The organism is Coleofasciculus sp. G3-WIS-01, from assembly GCF_040223135.1.
Lineage (GTDB): Bacteria > Cyanobacteriota > Cyanobacteriia > Cyanobacteriales > Coleofasciculaceae > Coleofasciculus.
Genome location: NZ_JAVJZI010000098.1, coordinates 1 through 19,393, shown reverse-complemented (window position 1 = coordinate 19,393; position 19,393 = coordinate 1). Strand labels below are relative to the sequence as shown.

21 protein-coding genes are annotated in these 19,393 nt (G+C 46.1%); 13 read left to right on the top strand and 8 right to left on the bottom strand.

The genetic code is table 11. The annotated features are described in order from the left end of the window. Both RIM23_RS10490 and RIM23_RS10485 read left to right on the top strand, forming a co-directional pair. On the top strand, nucleotides 1–223 hold a 223-nt coding region (locus RIM23_RS10490; protein WP_446366819.1), incomplete at its 5' end, for a transposase. An 80-nt stretch (nucleotides 224–303) separates the two neighbouring features. Further along, nucleotides 304–1,494, top strand: a complete 1,191-nt coding sequence (locus RIM23_RS10485) for an ATP-binding response regulator (RefSeq protein WP_446366817.1) — start codon at nucleotides 304–306, stop codon at nucleotides 1,492–1,494. A 48-nt stretch (nucleotides 1,495–1,542) separates the two neighbouring features. Here RIM23_RS10485 and RIM23_RS10480 read toward each other — a convergent pair whose 3' ends face one another. Continuing rightward, nucleotides 1,543–2,646 carry a response regulator gene (locus tag RIM23_RS10480; protein ID WP_446366815.1) on the bottom strand — a complete coding sequence of 368 codons (1,104 nt, stop codon included), beginning with the start codon at nucleotides 2,644–2,646 and terminating at the stop codon, nucleotides 1,543–1,545. Nucleotides 2,647–2,697: 51 nt separating this feature from the next. Between RIM23_RS10480 and RIM23_RS10475 the strand changes: the two genes are divergently transcribed. From RIM23_RS10475 to RIM23_RS10460, 4 genes are all read left to right on the top strand, one after another. Next, a complete protein-coding gene (locus tag RIM23_RS10475; protein WP_446366813.1) occupies nucleotides 2,698–3,111 on the top strand; it encodes a tetratricopeptide repeat protein in 414 nt (137 codons plus the stop codon). 263 nt (nucleotides 3,112–3,374) lie between these two features. After that, nucleotides 3,375–4,163, top strand: coding sequence for an LmeA family phospholipid-binding protein (locus RIM23_RS10470; protein WP_446366811.1), 789 nt, complete (start codon nucleotides 3,375–3,377; stop codon nucleotides 4,161–4,163). A gap of 146 nt (nucleotides 4,164–4,309) precedes the next feature. Beyond that, nucleotides 4,310–5,677: an RNA-guided endonuclease InsQ/TnpB family protein gene (locus tag RIM23_RS10465; protein WP_446366809.1), complete on the top strand. Its 1,368-nt coding sequence runs from the start codon at nucleotides 4,310–4,312 to the stop codon at nucleotides 5,675–5,677. 29 nt (nucleotides 5,678–5,706) lie between these two features. Next, nucleotides 5,707–6,315, top strand: coding sequence for a GerMN domain-containing protein (locus RIM23_RS10460; RefSeq protein ID WP_446366807.1), 609 nt, complete (start codon nucleotides 5,707–5,709; stop codon nucleotides 6,313–6,315). A 36-nt stretch (nucleotides 6,316–6,351) separates the two neighbouring features. On the opposite strand, the gene RIM23_RS10455 is transcribed toward RIM23_RS10460, so the two are convergent. The 3 genes from RIM23_RS10455 to efp form a co-directional block, all read right to left on the bottom strand. Continuing rightward, nucleotides 6,352–6,702 (bottom strand): ArsR/SmtB family transcription factor, encoded by a 351-nt coding sequence (locus tag RIM23_RS10455; RefSeq protein WP_446366805.1) that lies wholly within the window; start codon nucleotides 6,700–6,702, stop codon nucleotides 6,352–6,354. An 87-nt stretch (nucleotides 6,703–6,789) separates the two neighbouring features. Continuing rightward, nucleotides 6,790–7,323: an acetyl-CoA carboxylase biotin carboxyl carrier protein gene (gene accB / locus RIM23_RS10450; RefSeq protein WP_446366803.1), complete on the bottom strand. Its 534-nt coding sequence runs from the start codon at nucleotides 7,321–7,323 to the stop codon at nucleotides 6,790–6,792. Between the two features lie 201 nt (nucleotides 7,324–7,524). After that, the gene (gene efp, locus RIM23_RS10445) at nucleotides 7,525–8,082 is read right to left on the bottom strand and encodes an elongation factor P (protein WP_446366801.1); all 558 of its coding nucleotides are present in this window, start codon (nucleotides 8,080–8,082) and stop codon (nucleotides 7,525–7,527) included. Nucleotides 8,083–8,453: 371 nt separating this feature from the next. On the opposite strand from efp, the gene RIM23_RS10440 reads away from it, so the two are divergent. The 5 genes from RIM23_RS10440 (at nucleotide 8,454) to RIM23_RS10420 (ending at nucleotide 14,030) form a co-directional block, all read left to right on the top strand. Further along, a complete protein-coding gene (locus RIM23_RS10440) occupies nucleotides 8,454–9,578 on the top strand; it encodes a peptidylprolyl isomerase (protein ID WP_446366799.1) in 1,125 nt (374 codons plus the stop codon). A gap of 107 nt (nucleotides 9,579–9,685) precedes the next feature. Continuing rightward, complete coding sequence (locus tag RIM23_RS10435; protein ID WP_446366797.1) at nucleotides 9,686–9,979, top strand: hypothetical protein; 294 nt, start codon at nucleotides 9,686–9,688, stop codon at nucleotides 9,977–9,979. Nucleotides 9,980–9,999: 20 nt separating this feature from the next. Then, complete coding sequence (gene thiL / locus RIM23_RS10430; RefSeq protein WP_446366795.1) at nucleotides 10,000–11,007, top strand: thiamine-phosphate kinase; 1,008 nt, start codon at nucleotides 10,000–10,002, stop codon at nucleotides 11,005–11,007. A gap of 248 nt (nucleotides 11,008–11,255) precedes the next feature. Beyond that, complete coding sequence (gene cobA / locus RIM23_RS10425) at nucleotides 11,256–12,866, top strand: uroporphyrinogen-III C-methyltransferase (RefSeq protein ID WP_446366794.1); 1,611 nt, start codon at nucleotides 11,256–11,258, stop codon at nucleotides 12,864–12,866. 195 nt (nucleotides 12,867–13,061) lie between these two features. Further along, the gene (locus RIM23_RS10420) at nucleotides 13,062–14,030 is read left to right on the top strand and encodes a hypothetical protein (protein ID WP_446366792.1); all 969 of its coding nucleotides are present in this window, start codon (nucleotides 13,062–13,064) and stop codon (nucleotides 14,028–14,030) included. Between the two features lie 33 nt (nucleotides 14,031–14,063). On the opposite strand, the gene RIM23_RS10415 is transcribed toward RIM23_RS10420, so the two are convergent. Both RIM23_RS10415 and RIM23_RS10410 read right to left on the bottom strand, forming a co-directional pair. Further along, the gene (locus RIM23_RS10415; RefSeq protein ID WP_446339005.1) at nucleotides 14,064–14,636 is read right to left on the bottom strand and encodes a Uma2 family endonuclease; all 573 of its coding nucleotides are present in this window, start codon (nucleotides 14,634–14,636) and stop codon (nucleotides 14,064–14,066) included. Between the two features lie 171 nt (nucleotides 14,637–14,807). Further along, the gene (locus RIM23_RS10410) at nucleotides 14,808–15,380 is read right to left on the bottom strand and encodes a Uma2 family endonuclease (protein WP_446366790.1); all 573 of its coding nucleotides are present in this window, start codon (nucleotides 15,378–15,380) and stop codon (nucleotides 14,808–14,810) included. Between RIM23_RS10410 and RIM23_RS10405 the strand changes: the two genes are divergently transcribed. Beyond that, nucleotides 15,379–15,582 (top strand): hypothetical protein, encoded by a 204-nt coding sequence (locus RIM23_RS10405; protein WP_446366788.1) that lies wholly within the window; start codon nucleotides 15,379–15,381, stop codon nucleotides 15,580–15,582. The genes RIM23_RS10410 and RIM23_RS10405 overlap by 2 nt on opposite strands. 136 nt (nucleotides 15,583–15,718) lie before the next feature. On the opposite strand, the gene RIM23_RS10400 is transcribed toward RIM23_RS10405, so the two are convergent. Both RIM23_RS10400 and RIM23_RS10395 read right to left on the bottom strand, forming a co-directional pair. Beyond that, complete coding sequence (locus RIM23_RS10400) at nucleotides 15,719–17,716, bottom strand: glycoside hydrolase family 10 protein (protein ID WP_446366786.1); 1,998 nt, start codon at nucleotides 17,714–17,716, stop codon at nucleotides 15,719–15,721. A gap of 199 nt (nucleotides 17,717–17,915) precedes the next feature. Further along, complete coding sequence (locus tag RIM23_RS10395) at nucleotides 17,916–18,062, bottom strand: hypothetical protein (RefSeq protein WP_446366785.1); 147 nt, start codon at nucleotides 18,060–18,062, stop codon at nucleotides 17,916–17,918. Between the two features lie 134 nt (nucleotides 18,063–18,196). On the opposite strand from RIM23_RS10395, the gene RIM23_RS10390 reads away from it, so the two are divergent. Beyond that, nucleotides 18,197–19,267 carry a chemotaxis protein CheB gene (locus RIM23_RS10390; RefSeq protein WP_446366783.1) on the top strand — a complete coding sequence of 357 codons (1,071 nt, stop codon included), beginning with the start codon at nucleotides 18,197–18,199 and terminating at the stop codon, nucleotides 19,265–19,267. Nucleotides 19,268–19,393 lie beyond the last annotated feature (126 nt).

Here is a 19,393-nt window from a genome sequence, read left to right as displayed (position 1 = left end):
AAATAAGGCTCAGAATTACTATAAAAAAAGTGTCTCAGCCATAAAACGATGGTTTGCTGAAGTCGTCGGGTACTTTGAAAAGAGAACAACCAATGGAGTCGTTGAAGGAGTTAACAATAAACTGAAACTATTAAAACGGTGTGGATTTGGCTTCAGGAGCTTTAAAAATTTTACTATACGCGCTTTGCTTTTGTGGCATTATCCTAACAGTTTAGCACACTAAGTACGGAAGACCCGAATAAGGGGTTAACCTTACAATGTGACTGTGCGGCTGATGTTCCCCAATATATCTTTGCAGATCAGGTGAAATTGCGGCAAGTGCTAATTAATTTAATGGGGAATGCGATTAAATTTACCGCTTCGGGCATGGTGTCGGTTAAGGTCAAATGTAATGAAAAAAAAGAGGCTAGCCATTCGCTTGATTCAAGGGCGAATACCATCAACACGAACGCCGCGTCTAGTCAAGTTGACACAACAATTCTTAGCTTTGAAGTCCAAGATACAGGAGTTGGCATTGCCGAGGAGGAAATCGATAATTTATTCCAACCCTTTGTGCAAACAAAATCCGGTCAGCGAGTGCAACAAGGAACGGGATTAGGACTAACCATTAGTCGTAAATTTGTGCGCTTGATGGGTGGTGACATTACCGTGATCAGTCAAACCGTAGGGGCGAAGCATTCGCGCCCAAATATCTCGGTTTTCTACCAAAGACACGCCGCGAATGCTTCGCCCAATCCCCAATCCCCAATCCCCAATTCTACCTCGGGAACAACATTTAAATTCCATATTCCCGTCAGAATTGGGGATGCGATCGCGAGTGATAACCAATCCCAAAGTCGTTATGTTATTGCCCTTGCGCCGAACCAACCCCAGTATCGTATCCTAGTCGTAGATGATCGAGAGTATAATCGCCAACTGTTAATAAAATTGCTCAAACCCCTAGGTTTTGACGTACAAGAAGCCATAAACGGTCAACAAGCCCTGGATATGTGGGATTCCTACTCACCCCATCTCATCTGGATGGATATGCGAATGCCGATTATGGATGGGTATGAAGCCACCAAACAGATTAAAAGTACAACCAAAGGTCAAGCCACAGCCGTGATTGCGTTGACAGCTAGCGTCTGGGAAGAAGAAAAAGCGGTAATTTTATCCGCAGGCTGTGATGATTTTGTGCGAAAACCGTTCCAAAAAGATGTCATCTTTGAGATTATGGCTAAACACTTGGGAGTCGGTTATCTTTATCAAGAAAAAGCCTTACCCTCCCGCCCTACGGATGGGACAGGAGAATCATTAAATTTCCATGGCTTATTCGCCGCGATGTCAAAACCGTGGATTGTAAAATTACATGACGCTGCTCTTGACGCGGATTCCAAATTAGTATATAAAATCCTCAAAGATGTTCCAGAATCCTACGCTTTTGAGCGTGAGACGCTGAGGAATTGGGTGAAGCAGTTTGAGTTTGAAAAGATTTTGGATTTAACAGAACAATAGTCGGTACATCCGTAGGGGCGCACCGACGTGCGCCCATTCCCCTTTCCCCTATTTTGATCGCACAGTCATCGAAAAGCCATCAGCCAACTTAACCGCAATCAAATCATACCATTGCTTGTGACTTTCCGTTTGCCAACAAATTTCTTCTTCCAAGGGTTCTCCCTTCTCAACCACCCGCACAAACTTGGTAAATAATCCGGGAGTGAGTCGATTCAGTAATTTCTTAGGCACCATTGTACCCGTAAGATTTTCTCGTTTTTTGCCCAAAAGTTTGGCAAAGATGGGATTAACCAGCAAATAGCGAAAATCTTCAATGTCTCCAGTGGCTAAATCTCTCACCGCTTGCATCGCCGCGATTCCATCTCTGGAACTATTCAATAAACTGGCGAGGAGGGAGCGAGATTGGTACAATATTTCGGCAGTTTCTTGATGTTTCTCGATGGCTTGTCGCAGTTGCTGTTTTTGCTGTTGAATCGTCAGGTGAGTTTGAAGGCGGGCGATGACTTCTTCGGGTTGAAAGGGTTTGGTGATGTAATCGACGCCGCCAACTTGAAAAGCTTTCACTTTATCAAAGACTTCATTTAAGGCACTCAGGAAAATAATCGGAATCTCGGCTGTATCTTCATCGGTTTTTAGGATTGAGCAGACTTGATACCCATCGATATCGGGCATTTTAATATCCAGTAAAATGACATCGGGAGGGGTATTTGCGACCGTTCTTAATGCCATTTTACCGTTGGTAACGCTGCGGACTTTATATCCTTTTTCGGTCAGAATATCGGTTAAAAAGCGCAGGTTTTCAACTAAGTCATCAACAATTAAAATATTGCCATTGAAGTCTTCTGGATCATCGATTTCGCTGGGTTCGATTGGGGCTGGGGTGTGAGTGGGAGTGGTGCTGCGTTCTGAGATTACATGACGAAAGTTCGTCTTGGTGACTTTTTCGCCAAGGACATCAGAAAGGTGTTTCCAGAGTAGGGAAGCTAAATCTTTAATATGTCCCACACTCAGGTATAAGCTTTCAGCAACATTGCTATAGGTATCATTGTCCCAAGCCGCTCTTAAAATTTCTTTTTCGGGTAGGTTGAGTGGTTTATTGGTTTTAGCAATGATGGTAGATTCTACCCAAACGAGTGCGTCTTCAAATTTCATCTTTGGCTACGAGCACAAGCCCAAGACTCCGAGCCCAACCTCAAATATCAGTTGAGAAAGAATCTGGGATGGTCACTGATTGAGCAGGGGAAAATCGCAGATGCTAAACACCATTTTGAAAAAGCAATCAAGATTGATGAAAGTTTCCCAGAAGCCCCTCCAGGCACAGGTATGGGATATTGTATGCAGTCTTTTGTCCACGCCTCGCAACAGCAACCCGCCCAGAGTTTTCAGCAGTTAGACCTATGCCTTCAAAAAGCTAGACCGGAGACTATTCAGGAGTATGAATGGCTGGTCGAGAATCTTCCCAAAGGGGTAGCCCAGCGAATCGATACTTCTGGCTTAGTCAACGGCTTGGAGGGGAAAAAACCACTGGAGTTGTTTCCCATTACTCAAGATGAACCCATCAATTATCAGAAGTGGTATGAGGAGACGAAAAACACATTCAACACACCAACCCCCTAAAATTATCCCTTAGCGCCCCTACACAAGTTACCCATTCATGTTACAGACGTAGCCTGCTACGTCTGTACAACGTTAAAGAATGGCGTAGCACAGCTAAGATGGTGGAATAGATGATCCTGTTGGTTAATTAACTAGGGGAAAGACCCCTCCCTAACCTTCCCCTTGTCAAGGGAGGGAACTTGAAGTTAATTTATACTATCTTGTTGTGCATAATAATTCATGGCTTATCGACCATTCAACCGACCAACCTACTCCACTAAATCATGGAAATTTTGAGCATTCTCCTATCAGGGTTACTCACGCTGGTTTCCCCTCCAGGTTTAATTATCGATCGCGTGGTGGAAAATGTCCTGAGTTCTCAATTGGAGAAAGTCGAACAGCTCGATGTTCGGATTGACAATACACCGAATTACCGAGCTTTGCAAGGGAAACTCGAACAAGTCCGTATCGCCGGTCGAGGGTTATGGTTGACCCCAGAAATTCGGATTGATGCTCTGGAGGTAGAAACTGATCCGATTAATCTGGATATAAAACGTTTAAGACAGGAGGGTCAATCCTCTCCCTTAGCATCATTGCGTCAACCGTTACAAGCAGGGGTGCGTTTGGTTTTCACCGAATCAGATCTCAACCAGATGCTTCAGTCTGCGCCAGTGACGGCAAAATTGCAACAACTGGGTAGTCGTCTATCGGGAGATACCGCACAGCGTTACCAGTTTCTCAATCCTCAATTAGAGTTGCTGGGAAATAATCGCCTGCGTTTCCAAGTGGATGCGGTGGAAGGGAATCGTCAATCCCTAGCCATCGTTGTGGAATCCGGATTGGGGATTGAAGCCGGAAATCGTTTGCAACTGATTGAACCAAAGGTTACCGTGGATGGTCAAGCGCTTCCGTCTCCTTTGGTTGAAGGGTTCGCCAGGAGATTAAGCGAAAGCGTCAATCTCCGTAGCTGGGAAGATGCTGGTATTACTGTCAGACTCTTACAATTAGAGATAGATAATCAGGATCTACAGGTAGCAGCATTTGTGCGAGCTGATGTACCACCAGGGGACTAGAACGTCGGTTTAGCTAATTCGGCGAGAAGCCTCACGCCATAATCTACGATTTGGCGTTGAGATGAATCGCCAGTGAAGAAAAATTTATTTTCACTCTGAATCTTTATCTGCAAGAGTAGTATAATTGTAGTGGGAGGTGATAGAAGTTGAAGCGAAGCAAAGATACATTCAAGACAAGTTACCAGTATCGAATTGTGCCAAATAAGCAACAGTCAAAACAGCTAAACGAATGGCTGTACAAGTTGTGCCGTATACACAATTTAATGCTAGAGGAACGGTTTAAATGGTGGGAGTGTAACCGCTCACCTGTCAATGCTTGCTCAATCTATATCACTCACCTACCAGAATTTAAAGACCAACCAACATACTACAGTCAAAAACGCGCTAACCATTGGTCAAGGGAGTCTCATGATGCCTTATATAAAGGTGTTCATTCTCAGGTTATCCAGGAAGCAATTAAACGAGTAGAAGATACCTTCAATCGGTTCATCAAGGGTGACTTTAAAAGACACAGAAGCGGTAAGCCTCGATTTAAGTCGGTCAAGCGTTACAGGACATTTTGTTTCTCTCAGCTTAAGGCAGACTGTCTAACGGTTTCGCCCAATCCCCATAAGCGTAAAAACGGGAAAGCTAGACGAGGCATTGCTCAAATCAATCTACCTAAGATTGGTCAGGTTAAAGTTATTTATCATCGCCCTATTCCCGAAGGATTTACTATTAAAACGGGGCTAGTTTCTCACAAAGCAGATGGATGGTATGTGACTTTATTGCTAGAGGATAAGACCATCCCCAGTCTGACTCCACCAGAGATACAGGCAAATGAAGAGAACTCGTTAGGGCTAGATGTTGGTTTAGAGAAATTCTGGACAGCATCCGATGGAACCGTTGAAACTATCCAACAGCACTATCGCAAGTCAGAGGACAAACTAGCCAAGCTTCAAAACCGCAAGGACAAAAAGCCGCACAAATCAGCATCACGGCGCCAATTGGCAAAAAAGATATCTAAGCATCATCAAAAGCTACAACGGAAGCGGAAACAATTCCATTATGAGTCGGCTAATCAACTGGTAAGTCGTGATGAACAAGTGTTCTTTGTTGAGGATATCAAGTCCGCTAACTTATCCCGGAAAAACAAGCCAAAACAGGATGCTAATGGCAAGTATTTGCCCAATGGACAATCAGCAAAATCAGGTTTAAACAAGTCAATTAATGACGCTAGTTGGGGTCAATTTCTCTCAATTCTCATTTACAAAGCTGCAAAAGCTGGTAAGTTGGTGGTGAAAGTGAAACCTCATAACACGAGTCAAGTATGCTCTTGTTGCGATCTCCTAGTTCAAAAGGATTTATCAATCCGAGTACATGAGTGTTTGTGTGGATTGATTCTAGACAGAGAGTGCAACGCGGCGATCAATATCAAGAGAGTGGGGCTGGGCATATTCCCCACTATAAAACGCCCCAAGCGTAGCCCTAAGACTACGACAAAGGAAGCCCACACTAACCCTAAACGGGTATAGTGTGGGAGGATGTCACAAAGGTAATAAGTATGCAAAATCCACAAGACACACGTCGTATTCCCACAAGTTTGGTCGCTGGTGTTTCCGTCGTAATGTTAGCCGCCGGTGCTGGAGGCGCTTGGTGGGCGTGGAACAGGACTACCGCCTCACCCCCCCAATCCGAAGTTCCTACCCTCTCCCAATCGCCCCAAGACACGCCGCGAGCGACAGAACAAAAGGTTCAAGTGTATTGGGTTGATGATGTCAATAATCAAATTGAACTGGTTCCCAGTTCCATCACTGTCGAAAATGCGGATAACCCCTCTGAAGCGTTAGAGATGGCATTCGAGCAATTATTGGCTGGACCTGAGGAGGAAGCGATCGCATCAGCAATTCCCGAAGAAACTCAGCTACGGAATCTGTCTGTCAAATCTGACGGAGTGCATCTGGATCTATCTGTTGACTTTACCACAGGGGGTGGTAGTGCTTCTATGCAAAGCCGCCTCGGACAAATTATCTACACAGCCACTAGTTTAGATCCGGATGCTCAGGTCTGGATTGATGTGGGAGGAAAACCCCTAGAAGTCTTAGGAGGTGAAGGGTTGATCATCGATCAACCGATGACTCGCCAAGATTTTGAGACAAACTTTCCACTCTAAATAGTCGGAGAGAATTGAAGTTGACGGTGGGGTTCGTCATTTATTGGTTAAGCTGAAGTTGCGAAAATGGCGAGCTTGCTGTTCGATGCGGGTAGCGAGGCGATCGCATACTAAATTACATAGCTCAAAAATCAGCTCATCTTCCACCTTATAGTAAGCAGATGTGCCTTCAGTGCGGCGGCTGAGTATTCCCGCCTGAAGCATCACTTTTAGGTGCTTAGAGACATTTGCCTGACTCGTTTCTGTAGCTTCTACCAATTCTTGGACACATTTTTCACCTTCGCGGAGTAAATTCAGCAGGCGCAGGCGCATGGGCTCGCTTAAAATACTAAAATACTCAGAAACTTGTTGGACGACCTCTTGGGGGACAGTTTTTAGTCTTGGCATCGGTCTAACCCGAAATTAGGTGATCATCAAATTTTAGCCTATTTTTTGTCAATTTATAACAATAGAGTAATCATCACTCCTGCTCATTTACCCTGGATTAATCCTCATTAACGGTTGACCATATTCAATCGGATCGCCATTTTCGACCAAAATTTCCATCACTTGTCCTGATATCTCGGCTTCGAGTTCATTCATCAGCTTCATCGCTTCAATGATACAGATCGTTTGACCGACGCGAACCCGATCGCCAACTTCGACATAAGGAGCATCATCTGGCGATGGTGCCCGATAAAATGTGCCAACCATGGGCGACTTCACCTCTTCCCATTGTGACTCTACTTTTGGAGACGGTGTAGCTGAAGCTGTTGCTGGGGACCCAGACGGTGCAGCCTCGGGTATAGGAGCGGGGGGCGTTGGGGGAGCGACTCCAGCCACAGCCGTTCCCAAGCTGGAAGCCACGGCGGGATCTGTTCGACTCACCGTCGAGTCGATAGGAGGACTGACGGACGATCCTTTGCGTACCGTCAGTTCAAAATCAGCACTTTTTAACGTTACTTCCGCAATATCAGTTTGAGCGATCGCGGTTAGCAGTTCACGGATTTGGTTGAAGTCTAGTGGCACAACTAAATTTAGAGAGTAGGAATTCTAAGGAAGATTCACGCTTATTTGTTTTACATGATCCAAAAGGCAGGATTGACAGGATTTGAGCGGGGCTTTCATGGGTGTTTGGTATCCGCCTTATATTGCGGTTCAACCAGCCAAAACCCCACCCCTTGAAACCCAACACCCGATAATACTGTTAATTGATTGGTTGCGATCCATTTACTCGCGACCGAGATACGAATCGTTACGAGTATCGATTTTAATCCGCTCGCCGACGGAAATAAATAGCGGTACCATCACTTGCGCTCCTGTAGAAACCGTAGCCGGTTTAGTGCCACCTGTCGCGGTATCACCTTTGACACCCGGATCAGTCTCCACAACTTCGATCACCACGGAGTTTGGCAACTCCACTTCTAGCACTTGGTCATTCCAAGTCACCACATTAACTTCCATCCCTTCGGTGAGATACTTGACGCGATCGCCAATTTGGTCTTCATTGAGACGATTTTCCTCAAAGGTTTCCATATCCATGAAGACAAATTGGTCAGCATCTTTGTAGGTATGCTGCATGGTGCGTTTTTCCAGGGTAGCCTGGGGTACTGTTTCCGCCGCCCTAAAAGTTTTTTCCACCACACTCCCAGTTTGGACATTTTTCAGCTTGGTGCGGACAAACGCCGAACCTTTTCCGGGCTTAACGTGGAGAAACTCCACCACCCGCCACACCGATCCTTCCAACTCAATCGTGACACCCGTGCGAAAGTCATTACTTGAAATCATTAGTCCTCTTTCCCGCTGGAGACTCCTGCTTACGCCTTTGATGGTTTCGCCGGAGAGGAAAGCGGGGCGGGGTATGCCGCTTTCCTATCAATAAACTAATCTACAGCTTCTAATTTCCTGAAAAAATACGGAAATTAGTTAGTCAGGTAACGCAAGACCTCAGTGAACTACTACACCCATAACAATCGGCACTTCATTTTACCCAACTTTCCGGTCAATTCACAGAGCCGGGGTTCGACAGGCGTGTACAGGAGATATCGGAGTCGTGCAGTTTTGGCACGGACACCGCTTATGGCAATATGAAGAATGTCTGTTTCCATACTGTAAGTTAGCCTCAACCCTAATGGTATTCAGCCTTAGGCAATATGTTTATGCGACCTTTAAAAATTCTCAAGCTCGATTGGTGCCAACGCCTGATCAAAACCAGTTTTGTGGCGCTGCTACTGGTGACACTCTCCGTAGGTTTAAGCGGCGCCTGGTGGAGTTTTGGCAATGATCAACCTGTCCGAGAAAGTCGCTTGGCGCAAGGGAATGCGATTACAGATGGCAAAGCCCTGTTGCGGTATGCTCTGCCCATTGATAACCAAGCGGTGCGGGATGTGCAAGCGAGTCTAGAAGATATTACCACTCAGTTACGGGGAAAACGCTGGAGTCCGATTAATCGGGATATTACTCAAGCGGATGTCATTTTGAGCAATCGCCCGGAAAAAGTGCTGGCTGACATCCCAGAGGAGCAAAAACCGCAAGCTGAAGCGATCATTACTGCCATGAGAGATGATATCGTTTCACTCCGAGAAGCGGTTGAAGCCAAGGATAAAGAAGCCATCTGGATTGAGCGAGGCAAAATCCTTGACAAAGTGGGCGAACTCGAACAAATGATGGTCAAGGGATTTCCCTTTGACGTTCCCTCAGAGTATAGTAATTTGCCTCAACTCAAAGGTCGCGCCACGGTAGAGATAGCGACGAATAAAGGTGATATAACCCTCGTCGTCGATGGTTATAGCGCCCCGGTTACGGCGGGTAACTTTGTTGATTTGGTGCAACGGGGTTTCTATGATGGTCTGGCAATTACTCGCACAGACGAACTCTACGTCCAAACCGGTGATCCACCCGGACCTGAAGCTGGGTTTATCGAACCCAAAACAGGGGAATATCGGGCTATTCCCTTGGAGGTGTTAGTTAGGGGAGATGAGGAACCTATCTATGGTATGACCTTAGAACAGGCGGGGATCTACTTAGATGAACCCGTGCTTCCTTTCTCCGCTTACGGTGCTGTCGCCATGGCGCGTCCAGGAGATGACCCCAATGGTGGTTCTTCTCAGTTCTTTTTCTTTAAGTTTGATACTGAGTTAACCCCTCCCGGCTTTAATCTCATGGATGGGCGTTATGCTGTCTTTGGTTATGTTGTCGAGGGGAAAGATGTATTAGATAAGCTGGAACTCGGCGATATCATTGAGTCAGCTAAAGTCGTTCAGGGTGCTGATAATTTAGCTTAAATATCAATTGATCCCACGTCTCAACCCGAAGGGTGAGCGTGGGATGAATTGCAGGTCATCAGAGGTACTCCAGTTGTTCTGTTTTCCCCATTCCCTGTTCCTTGAATATGCCAATTATTGATTTGCTATTGGTCATAACTTTAGGTGTCTTAGGTATCTTGTTCCTGCAAAGAGCCACCCGCAGTCAACAAAAGCAGCTAGAAGAAAGTTTTTATCAGTTATTAGAAGCTGAAAATAGCTGCATTTCTCTGATTCAGTTAGCTGCGGCGGCTAGAGTTGAACCCGAAAACGCACAGCAGTATTTGGAACACCAAGTTCAGGTGTTTAATGCTGTCCCAGAAGTTGATGCGGATGGAGATACCTACTATCGCTTTCCTAAACTGCATCGGCGCAATGAATGATGAAACCGATAAATTGACAAATGACTAATGATGTGATTCGAGATATTGGCGAACAGGGTGTTTTAAAACGATTACAGCGCTTTTGTCCCTCAGATATTGTGGGTGATGATGCGGCGGTTATGCCGAGTCCAGAACCTGGGCAGTTATTAGTGGTGACAACGGATGTGTTGGTGGATGGAGTACATTTTAGCGATCGCACGACTTCGGCGGAAGATGTGGGTTGGCGTGGGGCGGCGGCGAATTTATCGGATTTAGCCGCAATGGGTTCATCGCCTCTGGGGATTACTGTTGGTTTGAGTCTTCCGGGTGATGTGGCGGTGAGTTGGGTTGAAGGACTCTACCAAGGCATGTCTGAGTGTTTACAGTTGTATAATACGCCCATTGTCGGGGGGGATGTTTGTCATTCCCCAGTGATTACGGTGTCAATTACCGCATTCGGTCAAGTTTTACAAGAGCGCGTCATGCGACGTTGTCAGGCTCAAGTCGGAGATGCAATCGTGGTGACGGGAGTGCATGGTGCAGCACGAGTCGGGTTGGAATTATTACTGAATCCAGAATTCGGGAAAGAGTTGAGTGAAAAAGAGCGATCGCGTCTCATCCAAGCCCACCAACGCCCTCAGCCGAGGTTCGATATCTTACCCCAACTCTGGGAAATTTTAGCCTCCCAATCCCCAATCCCCCTAACAGCAATGGATAGCAGCGATGGACTTGCCGATGCGATCGCCCAAATCTGTCGGGCGAGTGGAGTGGGGGCTGTCGTGGAACGGGATGCTATTCCCATCCCCTCAGTATTGCCTGATCTTGCTTCAAAAGAACAAGTCTGGGATTGGGCTTTGTATGGGGGTGAAGATTTTGAACTGGTGTTATGTCTACCTCAACCCCTGGCGCGGGCATTTGTCGAAAAATCGGCAGCCGGATCAGCCATTATTGGTTACATTACATCCGGTACGGATGTTTGCCTCAGAGATAGTAGGGGAATTTATGCGGATGAATTATTAACCCTGAGTCGGGGATTTCAGCATTTTTGAAAGAAATCTAGACAATTTACTTAGTTTTTGATACTATTATTTTATAATGGGAAACTGTGCGCTCATATAGACTCTTTGAGAAGGTTTTTGTACAGAAGGTATTCACAAATTGACAATGGATAATGAACAATGGATAATGACCTCTCCTTAAAAGAAGAGGATTGAAATCAAGGAAAATCTTTTTTAATTTCTTCGTAAACGAAGAGGTCTTAGACCCAATTAATCAATTGTCAATTTAAAATTGGAGAATGGTTCACCTCAATCCTGCTAAAAATGTGCTTAATCGCCGCCCTTTGGGTAAAGTCTATCTCGTCGGTGCTGGACCTGGAAGCATGGCATACCTCACCCGACAAGGGCAACAGCTTCTCACTCAAGCGGAAGTGTTAGTCTATGACGCTTTAGTAGACTCTCAACTTTTACAATTAGTCCCGGCAAATTGCCGCCAGTTTGATGTGGGAAAGCGGGGGGGACATCCCTCAACTCCACAAGCGGAAATTAATCAATTGTTGGTCAAACAATGTCAACAAGGGAAGCAGGTAGTCCGTTTAAAAAGTGGTGATCCCTTTATCTTTGGTCGGGCGACGTCGGAAATTCAAGCGTTAACCAATGCAGGTTGCGCCTTTGAAGTCGTACCAGGGATTTCCTCTGCCCTCGCTGCACCGTTACTGGCAAATATTCCCCTGACTGATGCGGTTTTAAGTCGCTGTTTTGCCGTCCTGAGTGCCCATCAACCCGAAGCATTAGACTGGGAAGCATTGGCACGAATTGATACCTTGGTTATTCTAATGGGTGGGCGTCATTTAGCGACAATCGTTGAGCAGTTACAGCGTTATGGCAAATCCTATCAAACCCCTGTGGCTGTGATTCGGGCTTGTGGACAGACTCAGCAACAGGTTTGGGTGGGAACATTGTCCAGTATTGTGAGGCAAACGGCGGGTGTCTCGCTGTCTCCTGTAGTCATCGTCGTGGGAGAAGTGGTAGGATTACGAGACTATCTGCAATCGCCCCAACAGTTGAATCCAGAGTGGACAAAGCACGAGATAATAGGCGAGGACATCAATAGAAGTGGTTGCCAACAGATGCTTCAGGGTCAAACAATCTTAGTTACTCGTTCGGCGGAACACTCGAGTACATTCCGGGACTTATTAGAACATGAAGGCGCTACAGTGATTGAAATGCCCGCATTGTTGATTACGCCGCCGTCGAGTTGGGATGCTTTGGATAAAGCAATTACCCACTTATCCGATTTCGATTGGTTAATTCTCACCTCAAGTAACGGCGTCAATTACTTTTTTGAACGACTGCTGACGCTAGGAAAAGATAGCCGTGCGTTATCCGGAGTCAAAATTGCCGTTGTGGGGAAGAAAACGGCGATGAGTTTAAAAGAACGAGGATTAAACCCAGATTTTATTCCCCCGGATTTTGTCGCCGATTCCCTGGTTGAACATTTTCCTGAACCCCTGGCTGAGCAAAATATCCTGTTCCCGCGTGTGGAAACTGGGGGACGAGAGGTTTTAGTCCAAGAATTAACTGCCCAAGGTGCTAATATGGTGGAAGTTGCGGCGTATCAATCAACTTGTCCAGGGGAAATAGCCCCCCCAGCTTGGGCAGCGTTGCAAAATGGTATCGTCGATATTATTACATTTGCAAGTTCTAAAACCGTCAAAAATTTTTATCAGCTTTTAGAAAAAACGAACAATCATCCACTCTCGCTTTTGAAAAATGTCTGTATTGCTTCCATTGGTCCCCAAACGTCCAAAACCTGTCAACAACGGTTGGGACGAGTGGATGTAGAGGCTCAACAGTATACTTTAGAAGGGTTAACCCAAGCCATAGTACAATGGGTCAATCAAAAATAAGTCGCATTCACACAAACCGCAGCCGCACCAATCGCAACAATTCGCCATAGATTCAAATCCCATAGCGAACCGTTTATATTCGTCTAAAGACGATGGGATAAGAATTTAAGTCGGTTTTAACGGAACCAACGTGCAGCAATTTGCTACGGAATATAGCTTCTAATGCTACCCTGAACAAAAAAGCCAGCAGCAGCCATGATGACAGAGACAGAACTCGAACAGACAACAGGAACACCTGAAACAACTGAAACAACTGAAACAACTGACGCCCCTGAGCCGAACAAAAGGGAATCGGAAAATGAGGGAACTATCTTCCAAGCGATTGGAATCGTCCTCGGTGAAGTCAGCGTGTCGGACGAGGGACGTGCTATGCTTACTATCGCTGGTAAAGACTATCCACTGTTCTATACATCTCGATTACGCAGGGCTTTCAACGCTCTAAAACTGGAAATAAAGAACACGGGAGAGGCGACTCAACGATTAATCGTTTACCCAAGAGTGATCCACTTTCCGCAACGCAACAAGCCGCACCAGCTTTCCTTTCAGTTGGTAGGATTCTCGAAAGGAGAACCCGATGGCGTTGCAGCACAATTGCAAGACTTCGAGTTTCAGCTCCGTGGCTTGTGGCAATTCATTCCTGTGTGTCGAGGACCCGTTGTCTCGATTTTCCGGAATTTCAATGACGATCGCCTAGACTATATCAAGAAAGCTGAACCGGCGCAAAAGGTGAGATTTATGAAGGCGTCTCACCTACCGATGATGTGGAAAGATTCTCCGGTTAAGCCGTTCCGATTCAATCCGACACTCACAAAAGAGGAACAGGGACATCCTGCATTTATTCAAGTCAAGGCTAAATTTTTACCTGATAGAAGTCTTTTTGAGTTCGATGCTCTGTTAGCGCCGCCATTGGAGAAAGCACCTAAGTTTTTGAAGGCGTCGAAGGCGGACAAGACAGCCGTACAGCAGGAGAAACGGCAGAGTAAGCCAAAGCACAAGCCTAGTACAGGAAGGCAGAATCCAGAAGCTAAAGATCAAAAGCCTACTATAAAAAGGCAGAAGCCTACTACACCAGAGCAGAAGCCAGAAACCACAAAGCAGAAGCCGAGTACAGTAAGGAAGAGAATAAAAGCCAAGGAGCAGAAGCCAGAGGACAAAACAGTTTAAGGTTTATGGTCTCTGTTTAATCAACCGTATCATCTACAAATAGGGGGATAAACTCAGTCTCAATCCCGGTAATAGGTTTTCCCCCGATAATTCTGTCGGCAAATTTCGCATTTCTACTGGCTGTCCCAACCGATAAATTTCCACTTGCTGCTGTTGGGGATTAATTAACCATGCCAATTGCACGCCAGCATCCATGTATTCTTGCATTTTGTCACGTAACGGTTGCAAATCGTCTGTGGCTGACCTTAATTCGATGACAAAATCGGGTGCAATGGGGGGAAATTTGCGCCGTTGTTCAGGGGGGAGCGCTTCCCAGCGTTCTCGGCGAATCCAAGCCGCATCTGGGGAACGTTTCGCACCATTGGGTAACTTAAATATTGTGGAGGAACTGAAGGTATAACCCAGAGCAGTTTGCCGATTCCAGATTCCTAAATCGACAATTAATTCGGCTTCTCGATTTCCACTTTCTCCGCCAACAGGTGGCATGATAATTAATTCTCCCTGCGCCGTCGTTTCAAAATTAAACTCGCGATTATTTTGACATAATTGATAGAACTGTTCGTCGGTTAAATGAATGGTGTCTAAATTTAAGGTTACAGTATTCATAATCTTTTCCCTAAGTAGGTGGACACAATTAAAGTTAGCGGTGGAGATTAGGGAACAGGGAACAGGGAACAGGGAACAGTAAGGGTTTGATGCTTGTTTACATAACTTAATCTAGTTAAGTTTATTTCCACCAACCTACTTAGCTTAAATCAGCTTTAAAATTCCCTAGCTTTATAAATAGGCATATAAAGTTAAGCTAAATCCCGGTAATAGGGTTTCACCCGATAATTCTGTCGGCAGATTTCGTATTTCTACTGGCTGTCCCCAGCGATAAATTTCCACTTGCTGCTGTTGGGGATTAATTAACCATGCCAATTGCACCCCAGCATCCATGTATTCTTGCATTTTGTCACGTAACGGTTGCAAATCGTCTGTGGCTGACCTTAATTCGATGACAAAATCCGGTGCAATCGGGGGAAATTTGCGTCGTTGTTCAGGCGTTAGCGCTTCCCAGCGTTCTCGGCGAATCCAAGCCGCATCTGGGGAGCGTTTCGCACCATTGGGTAACTTAAATATCGTAGAGGAACTGAAGGTATAACCCAAGCTAGTTTGCCGATTCCAGATGACCAAATCAGCAATCAGTTCAGATTCTCTATTCCCACTTTCTCCGCCAACGGGTGCCATGATAATTAATTCCCCCTGCGCTGTCGTTTCAAAATTTAACTCGCGATTATTTTGACATAATTGATAGAATTGTTCGTCAGTTAAGGGAATGGTGTCTAAATTTAAGGTTACAGTATTCATGATCTTTCCTCTAGTAGAGACGTTCCGGTGGAACGTCTTAGTCTTAGTGTTGGTGGAACGGCTGGGTGTTGATGGAACGTTTTGGTGTTGGCGGAACGGCTGGGTGTTGGGTTACTCTACCCTTCGGGTTCTCCTCCGGAGTACGAGAAGGCTTCGCCTACGTTCCTCAACCCAACCTACTGGCGTGGCACACCTTAATTGATGGATTAGAATTGGTTCGTAGTGAGGGCTTCAGCCCTCTCCAGCTAGGCGTTATAGCACTAAAGTGCTTACTACAAACAAAGCCCTATTTTAGCTGTGTCAGTCCACTACAATGTTGACATCCTTTAGCATCGACACTATTGAATAGACGCTACTACGCCTAAACTTTCATTCGCCAGTCTGTCTACAGCACAAACCGCATAGGTTCCTGCTGCTAATTCAGCCTCGGTTGTCTCCTCTGGCAAAATTTTGTGCAGTCTCCAGTTATCACCTTGCTGCTGATAAATTGTCCAGGAGCGAATTTTGGCATTAACTGCTGCACTCCAAATCAGCTTATTCCCAATGACTCTCACTCTAACGGGAATCGCTGGCGGTGTATCACTCAGCCACGACATGGTTGGAGACAAAGCGGGTTGATTATAAACAGACGCTTGGAACTTTTCAACTACCCCCAAACGATTTTCATTAAATATTTTCATATTATAAAAAATATTGCCTAGGGAGAGTTGAGGAGCCAGATTGCGAGTAATATCAACCTGTCGTTCATATTCCAAAAAAGACCAGTCTTTATCATTCAACATACTTAACCGATTGCCGACATAAATATGTCGCTGTTTTGGGTTATTATCAGTCCACCATTCCAGGAGAATGGGATAACTTTGGGCTGGGGGGTCAATACGCCAGTACAATTGCGGAGCGATATAATCAATCCATCCTGCTTCTAACCATTTTTTCGGGTCAGCATACAGGGATTCGTATTGATCTAAACCTTTAATTTGGGCTGGTTGTCCGGGGCGATAAATGCCAAAGGGACTAATACCAAATTTAACCTGTTTCTTAGTAGCGCGAATTCCGGTATAAAGGCGCTGCACCATTTGATTCACATTTTCCCGCCGCCAATCGCCTAGGCTAAGGGTGCCGCCTTTGGCTCGATAAGCATTGTATGTTTTATCATCGGGGAAATTCTCACCGGCGATGGGATAGGGATAAAAATAATCATCCAGATGAATGCCATCGACATCATAGCGCCGCACGACATCCATAATTACGTTATAGGTTAAATCTTGAACCACTTTGACACCAGGGTCCATCCACTGCTGATTGCCATATTTATACACATATTCGGGATGAGTGATGGTAATGTGAGGGGCGACACTGGTGGAACTTTGGGAGGAGGTTTTGGCACGGTAGGGGTTAAACCAGGCGTGTAGTTCAATATTGCGCTGATGACAAGCCGCGATCGCAAACTCTAAAGGGTCATAATAAGGATCGGGAGCTTGACCTTGTATGCCAGTGAGCCATTCACTCCAGGGTTCTAACTCAGAGGCATAAAAGGCATCACCAGTGGGTCGAACTTGTAAGATTAACGCATTTAACTTAAGTTCCGCCATGCGGTCAATAATTTGCAACAATTCCCGTTGCTGTTGGGCGACAGACAATCCCCGTTGCGAGGGCCAATCGATGTTCCAGACAGTCGCCACCCATACCCCGCGAAACTCCCGTTGATGGCTCAGTTTCACGGTTTTCTGACGCACGATAATATAGTCTGAGCCAATGGCGTCGAGTTGACCGGTATAGACTAAAGCCTGGTAAATAAACGCGGCTACATCGGCACGAGTTGCTGCTTTGATGGGGTTGAAACGCTTAACCTGTGGGTAATTCACCACCATATCGGTATTGGTTGCGATCGCAATCCGATCAATAGCATAGCTGGGAATGTCGCTAAAATCTTGATAGAGTTCCGGTAGGGCGGCTTTCACCTGTGCTAATCCACTGGTACTTATCTCCAACCCCGCTATCAGAGACACCAACACTTCCACTCTGGCAATACTCGCTTCTGGGCGAAAACGATTTCCCGGATATCCCGACATAAACCCGGTTTGATACGCCTTAGCAATCGCCCCAGTTGCCCAATGTTTGCTGGGAACATCCACAAACGGAACATTCGGACGTTTACTCGGTTTAGAAAAAGCATTTTGTAACAACGCCGCAAACTGCGCCCGACTCATGGGATCATCAGGACGAAAACGCCCATCAGGAAAACCACTAATCATACCTGCTTGGGCTAACCCTTCTATGAATGAACGCGCCCAGTGGTTTTGGATATCGGGGAAACGGGGAGTTGATGCTGCCATTAGGATTCGTCACCTAGAGAGAGAATGCTCGAAGCGTTTGATAGGTAAGGTTCGATGCCTTATCTTGATTATCCGGGACATCGGTATCAACGTCAGCCTCTCGCCCAATTATTTTGGCAGCCTATCTTGTACTAAGTAGGTTGGTGGAAATAAACTCAACTATATTAAGTTATGTAAATAGACCATTTAAAACAGTTGTTTACAGTTTAGGATTGCCGCTGATAAACCACAAAAAGACATAAACTTGGTCACGCATCGTTTCAGCTTGAGGATAGTTTCTGTCGATTAACAAAACAGTGTTGTAGCTAGCCAGACCCAAGTTATATGAAACAACGTTAACATTCATACCATAGGCAGGCGTTGAGGAAAACAATAGTTTGTTATTCTCTTCAACAGTAGTAGCATGAAATATCAACAATGGTTATCATCTCCTTAGATTCATCAAATAAATATTCCCCCACCTTCTAGAAGAAAAAATAAATGCCAGGTCATGACATCATCGTTGTTGGAGCCTCCGCCGGCGGGGTGGAAGCGCTGACTAAACTGGTTGCTACTTTGCCTGAAAACCTGCCAGCAGCAATCTTCATCGTCATTCATATTTCACGCCACTTTAAAAGCTTTCTACCGAATATTTTGAGCAGAAAAACTTCCTTGCCAGTGGCTCATGCTACAGGGAGTGAGGAGCTCGTACAAGGGCGCATCTACGTAGCCCCTCCGGACTACCACCTGCTAGTCAAACGCGGCTACGTCCGCCTAGTGTACGGTCCGAAGGAGAACGGCTCCCGTCCGGCGGTCGATCCCCTATTTCGCACGGCAGCGAAGGCGTATGGACGCCGAGTGGTCGGTGTGGTGCTATCGGGTACCCTAGACGATGGTACTTTAGGGCTTATGGAAGTGAAAAGCTTTGGCGGTGTGGCTATTGTGCAAGATCCCAATGATGCCCTTTTTTCGGGAATGTCGAAGAGTGCGATCAAACACGTAGATGTTGACCATATCCTGCCCTTGTCGTCAATAGCCTCCACATTAGTGAGTCTAGCCCATGAACCTGTGACTGAGGAAGGAGCAAAAAACATGTCTAGTGAGAACGAGATAGAGATAGAACCCGATATTGTGGAACTCAATGGGGCGGCTATGCGAGAGCGTGAGTTTGGAAAACCTGCAAGCTTGGCTTGTCCGGACTGCGGCGGTATGCTGTACTCTCTAAACGACAAAGGTTTGCTCAAATACCGCTGTCGCGTGGGTCATGCTTGGTCAGCAGGTAGTTTGGTAGCGGGGCAATCCGAGACTCAGGAGCAGGCGCTGTGGACGGCAATCCGTTCTCTAGAAGAGCGCGGGGAGCTGATGAGTCAGATGGCTGCCAACGCACGGGATAACCGTCCCATTTCAGCCAAGCGTTTTGAAGCGCAAGCACAGGAAGCCCGACAGCGGGCTGAAATCATTCGGCAAGCACTTTTTCAAGGGCAATTGCCGACTAAGCAGACATCAAACTCAGCTAGTCAGGTATCCAAGGAGAGCCGGGAGAGTGAGCTAACTACATTGAACAGACCCTAACTAATTGCAAGCAATCTAGTTAGGGATTCTCCCCTGCTGTTACCACGAAGAGCCGCTGTTCTCGGTGAATACCAGGAACTTCTGCCAAGGCATTCCTCCTCGCCATTTCTGAATCGGAGTTAAGAC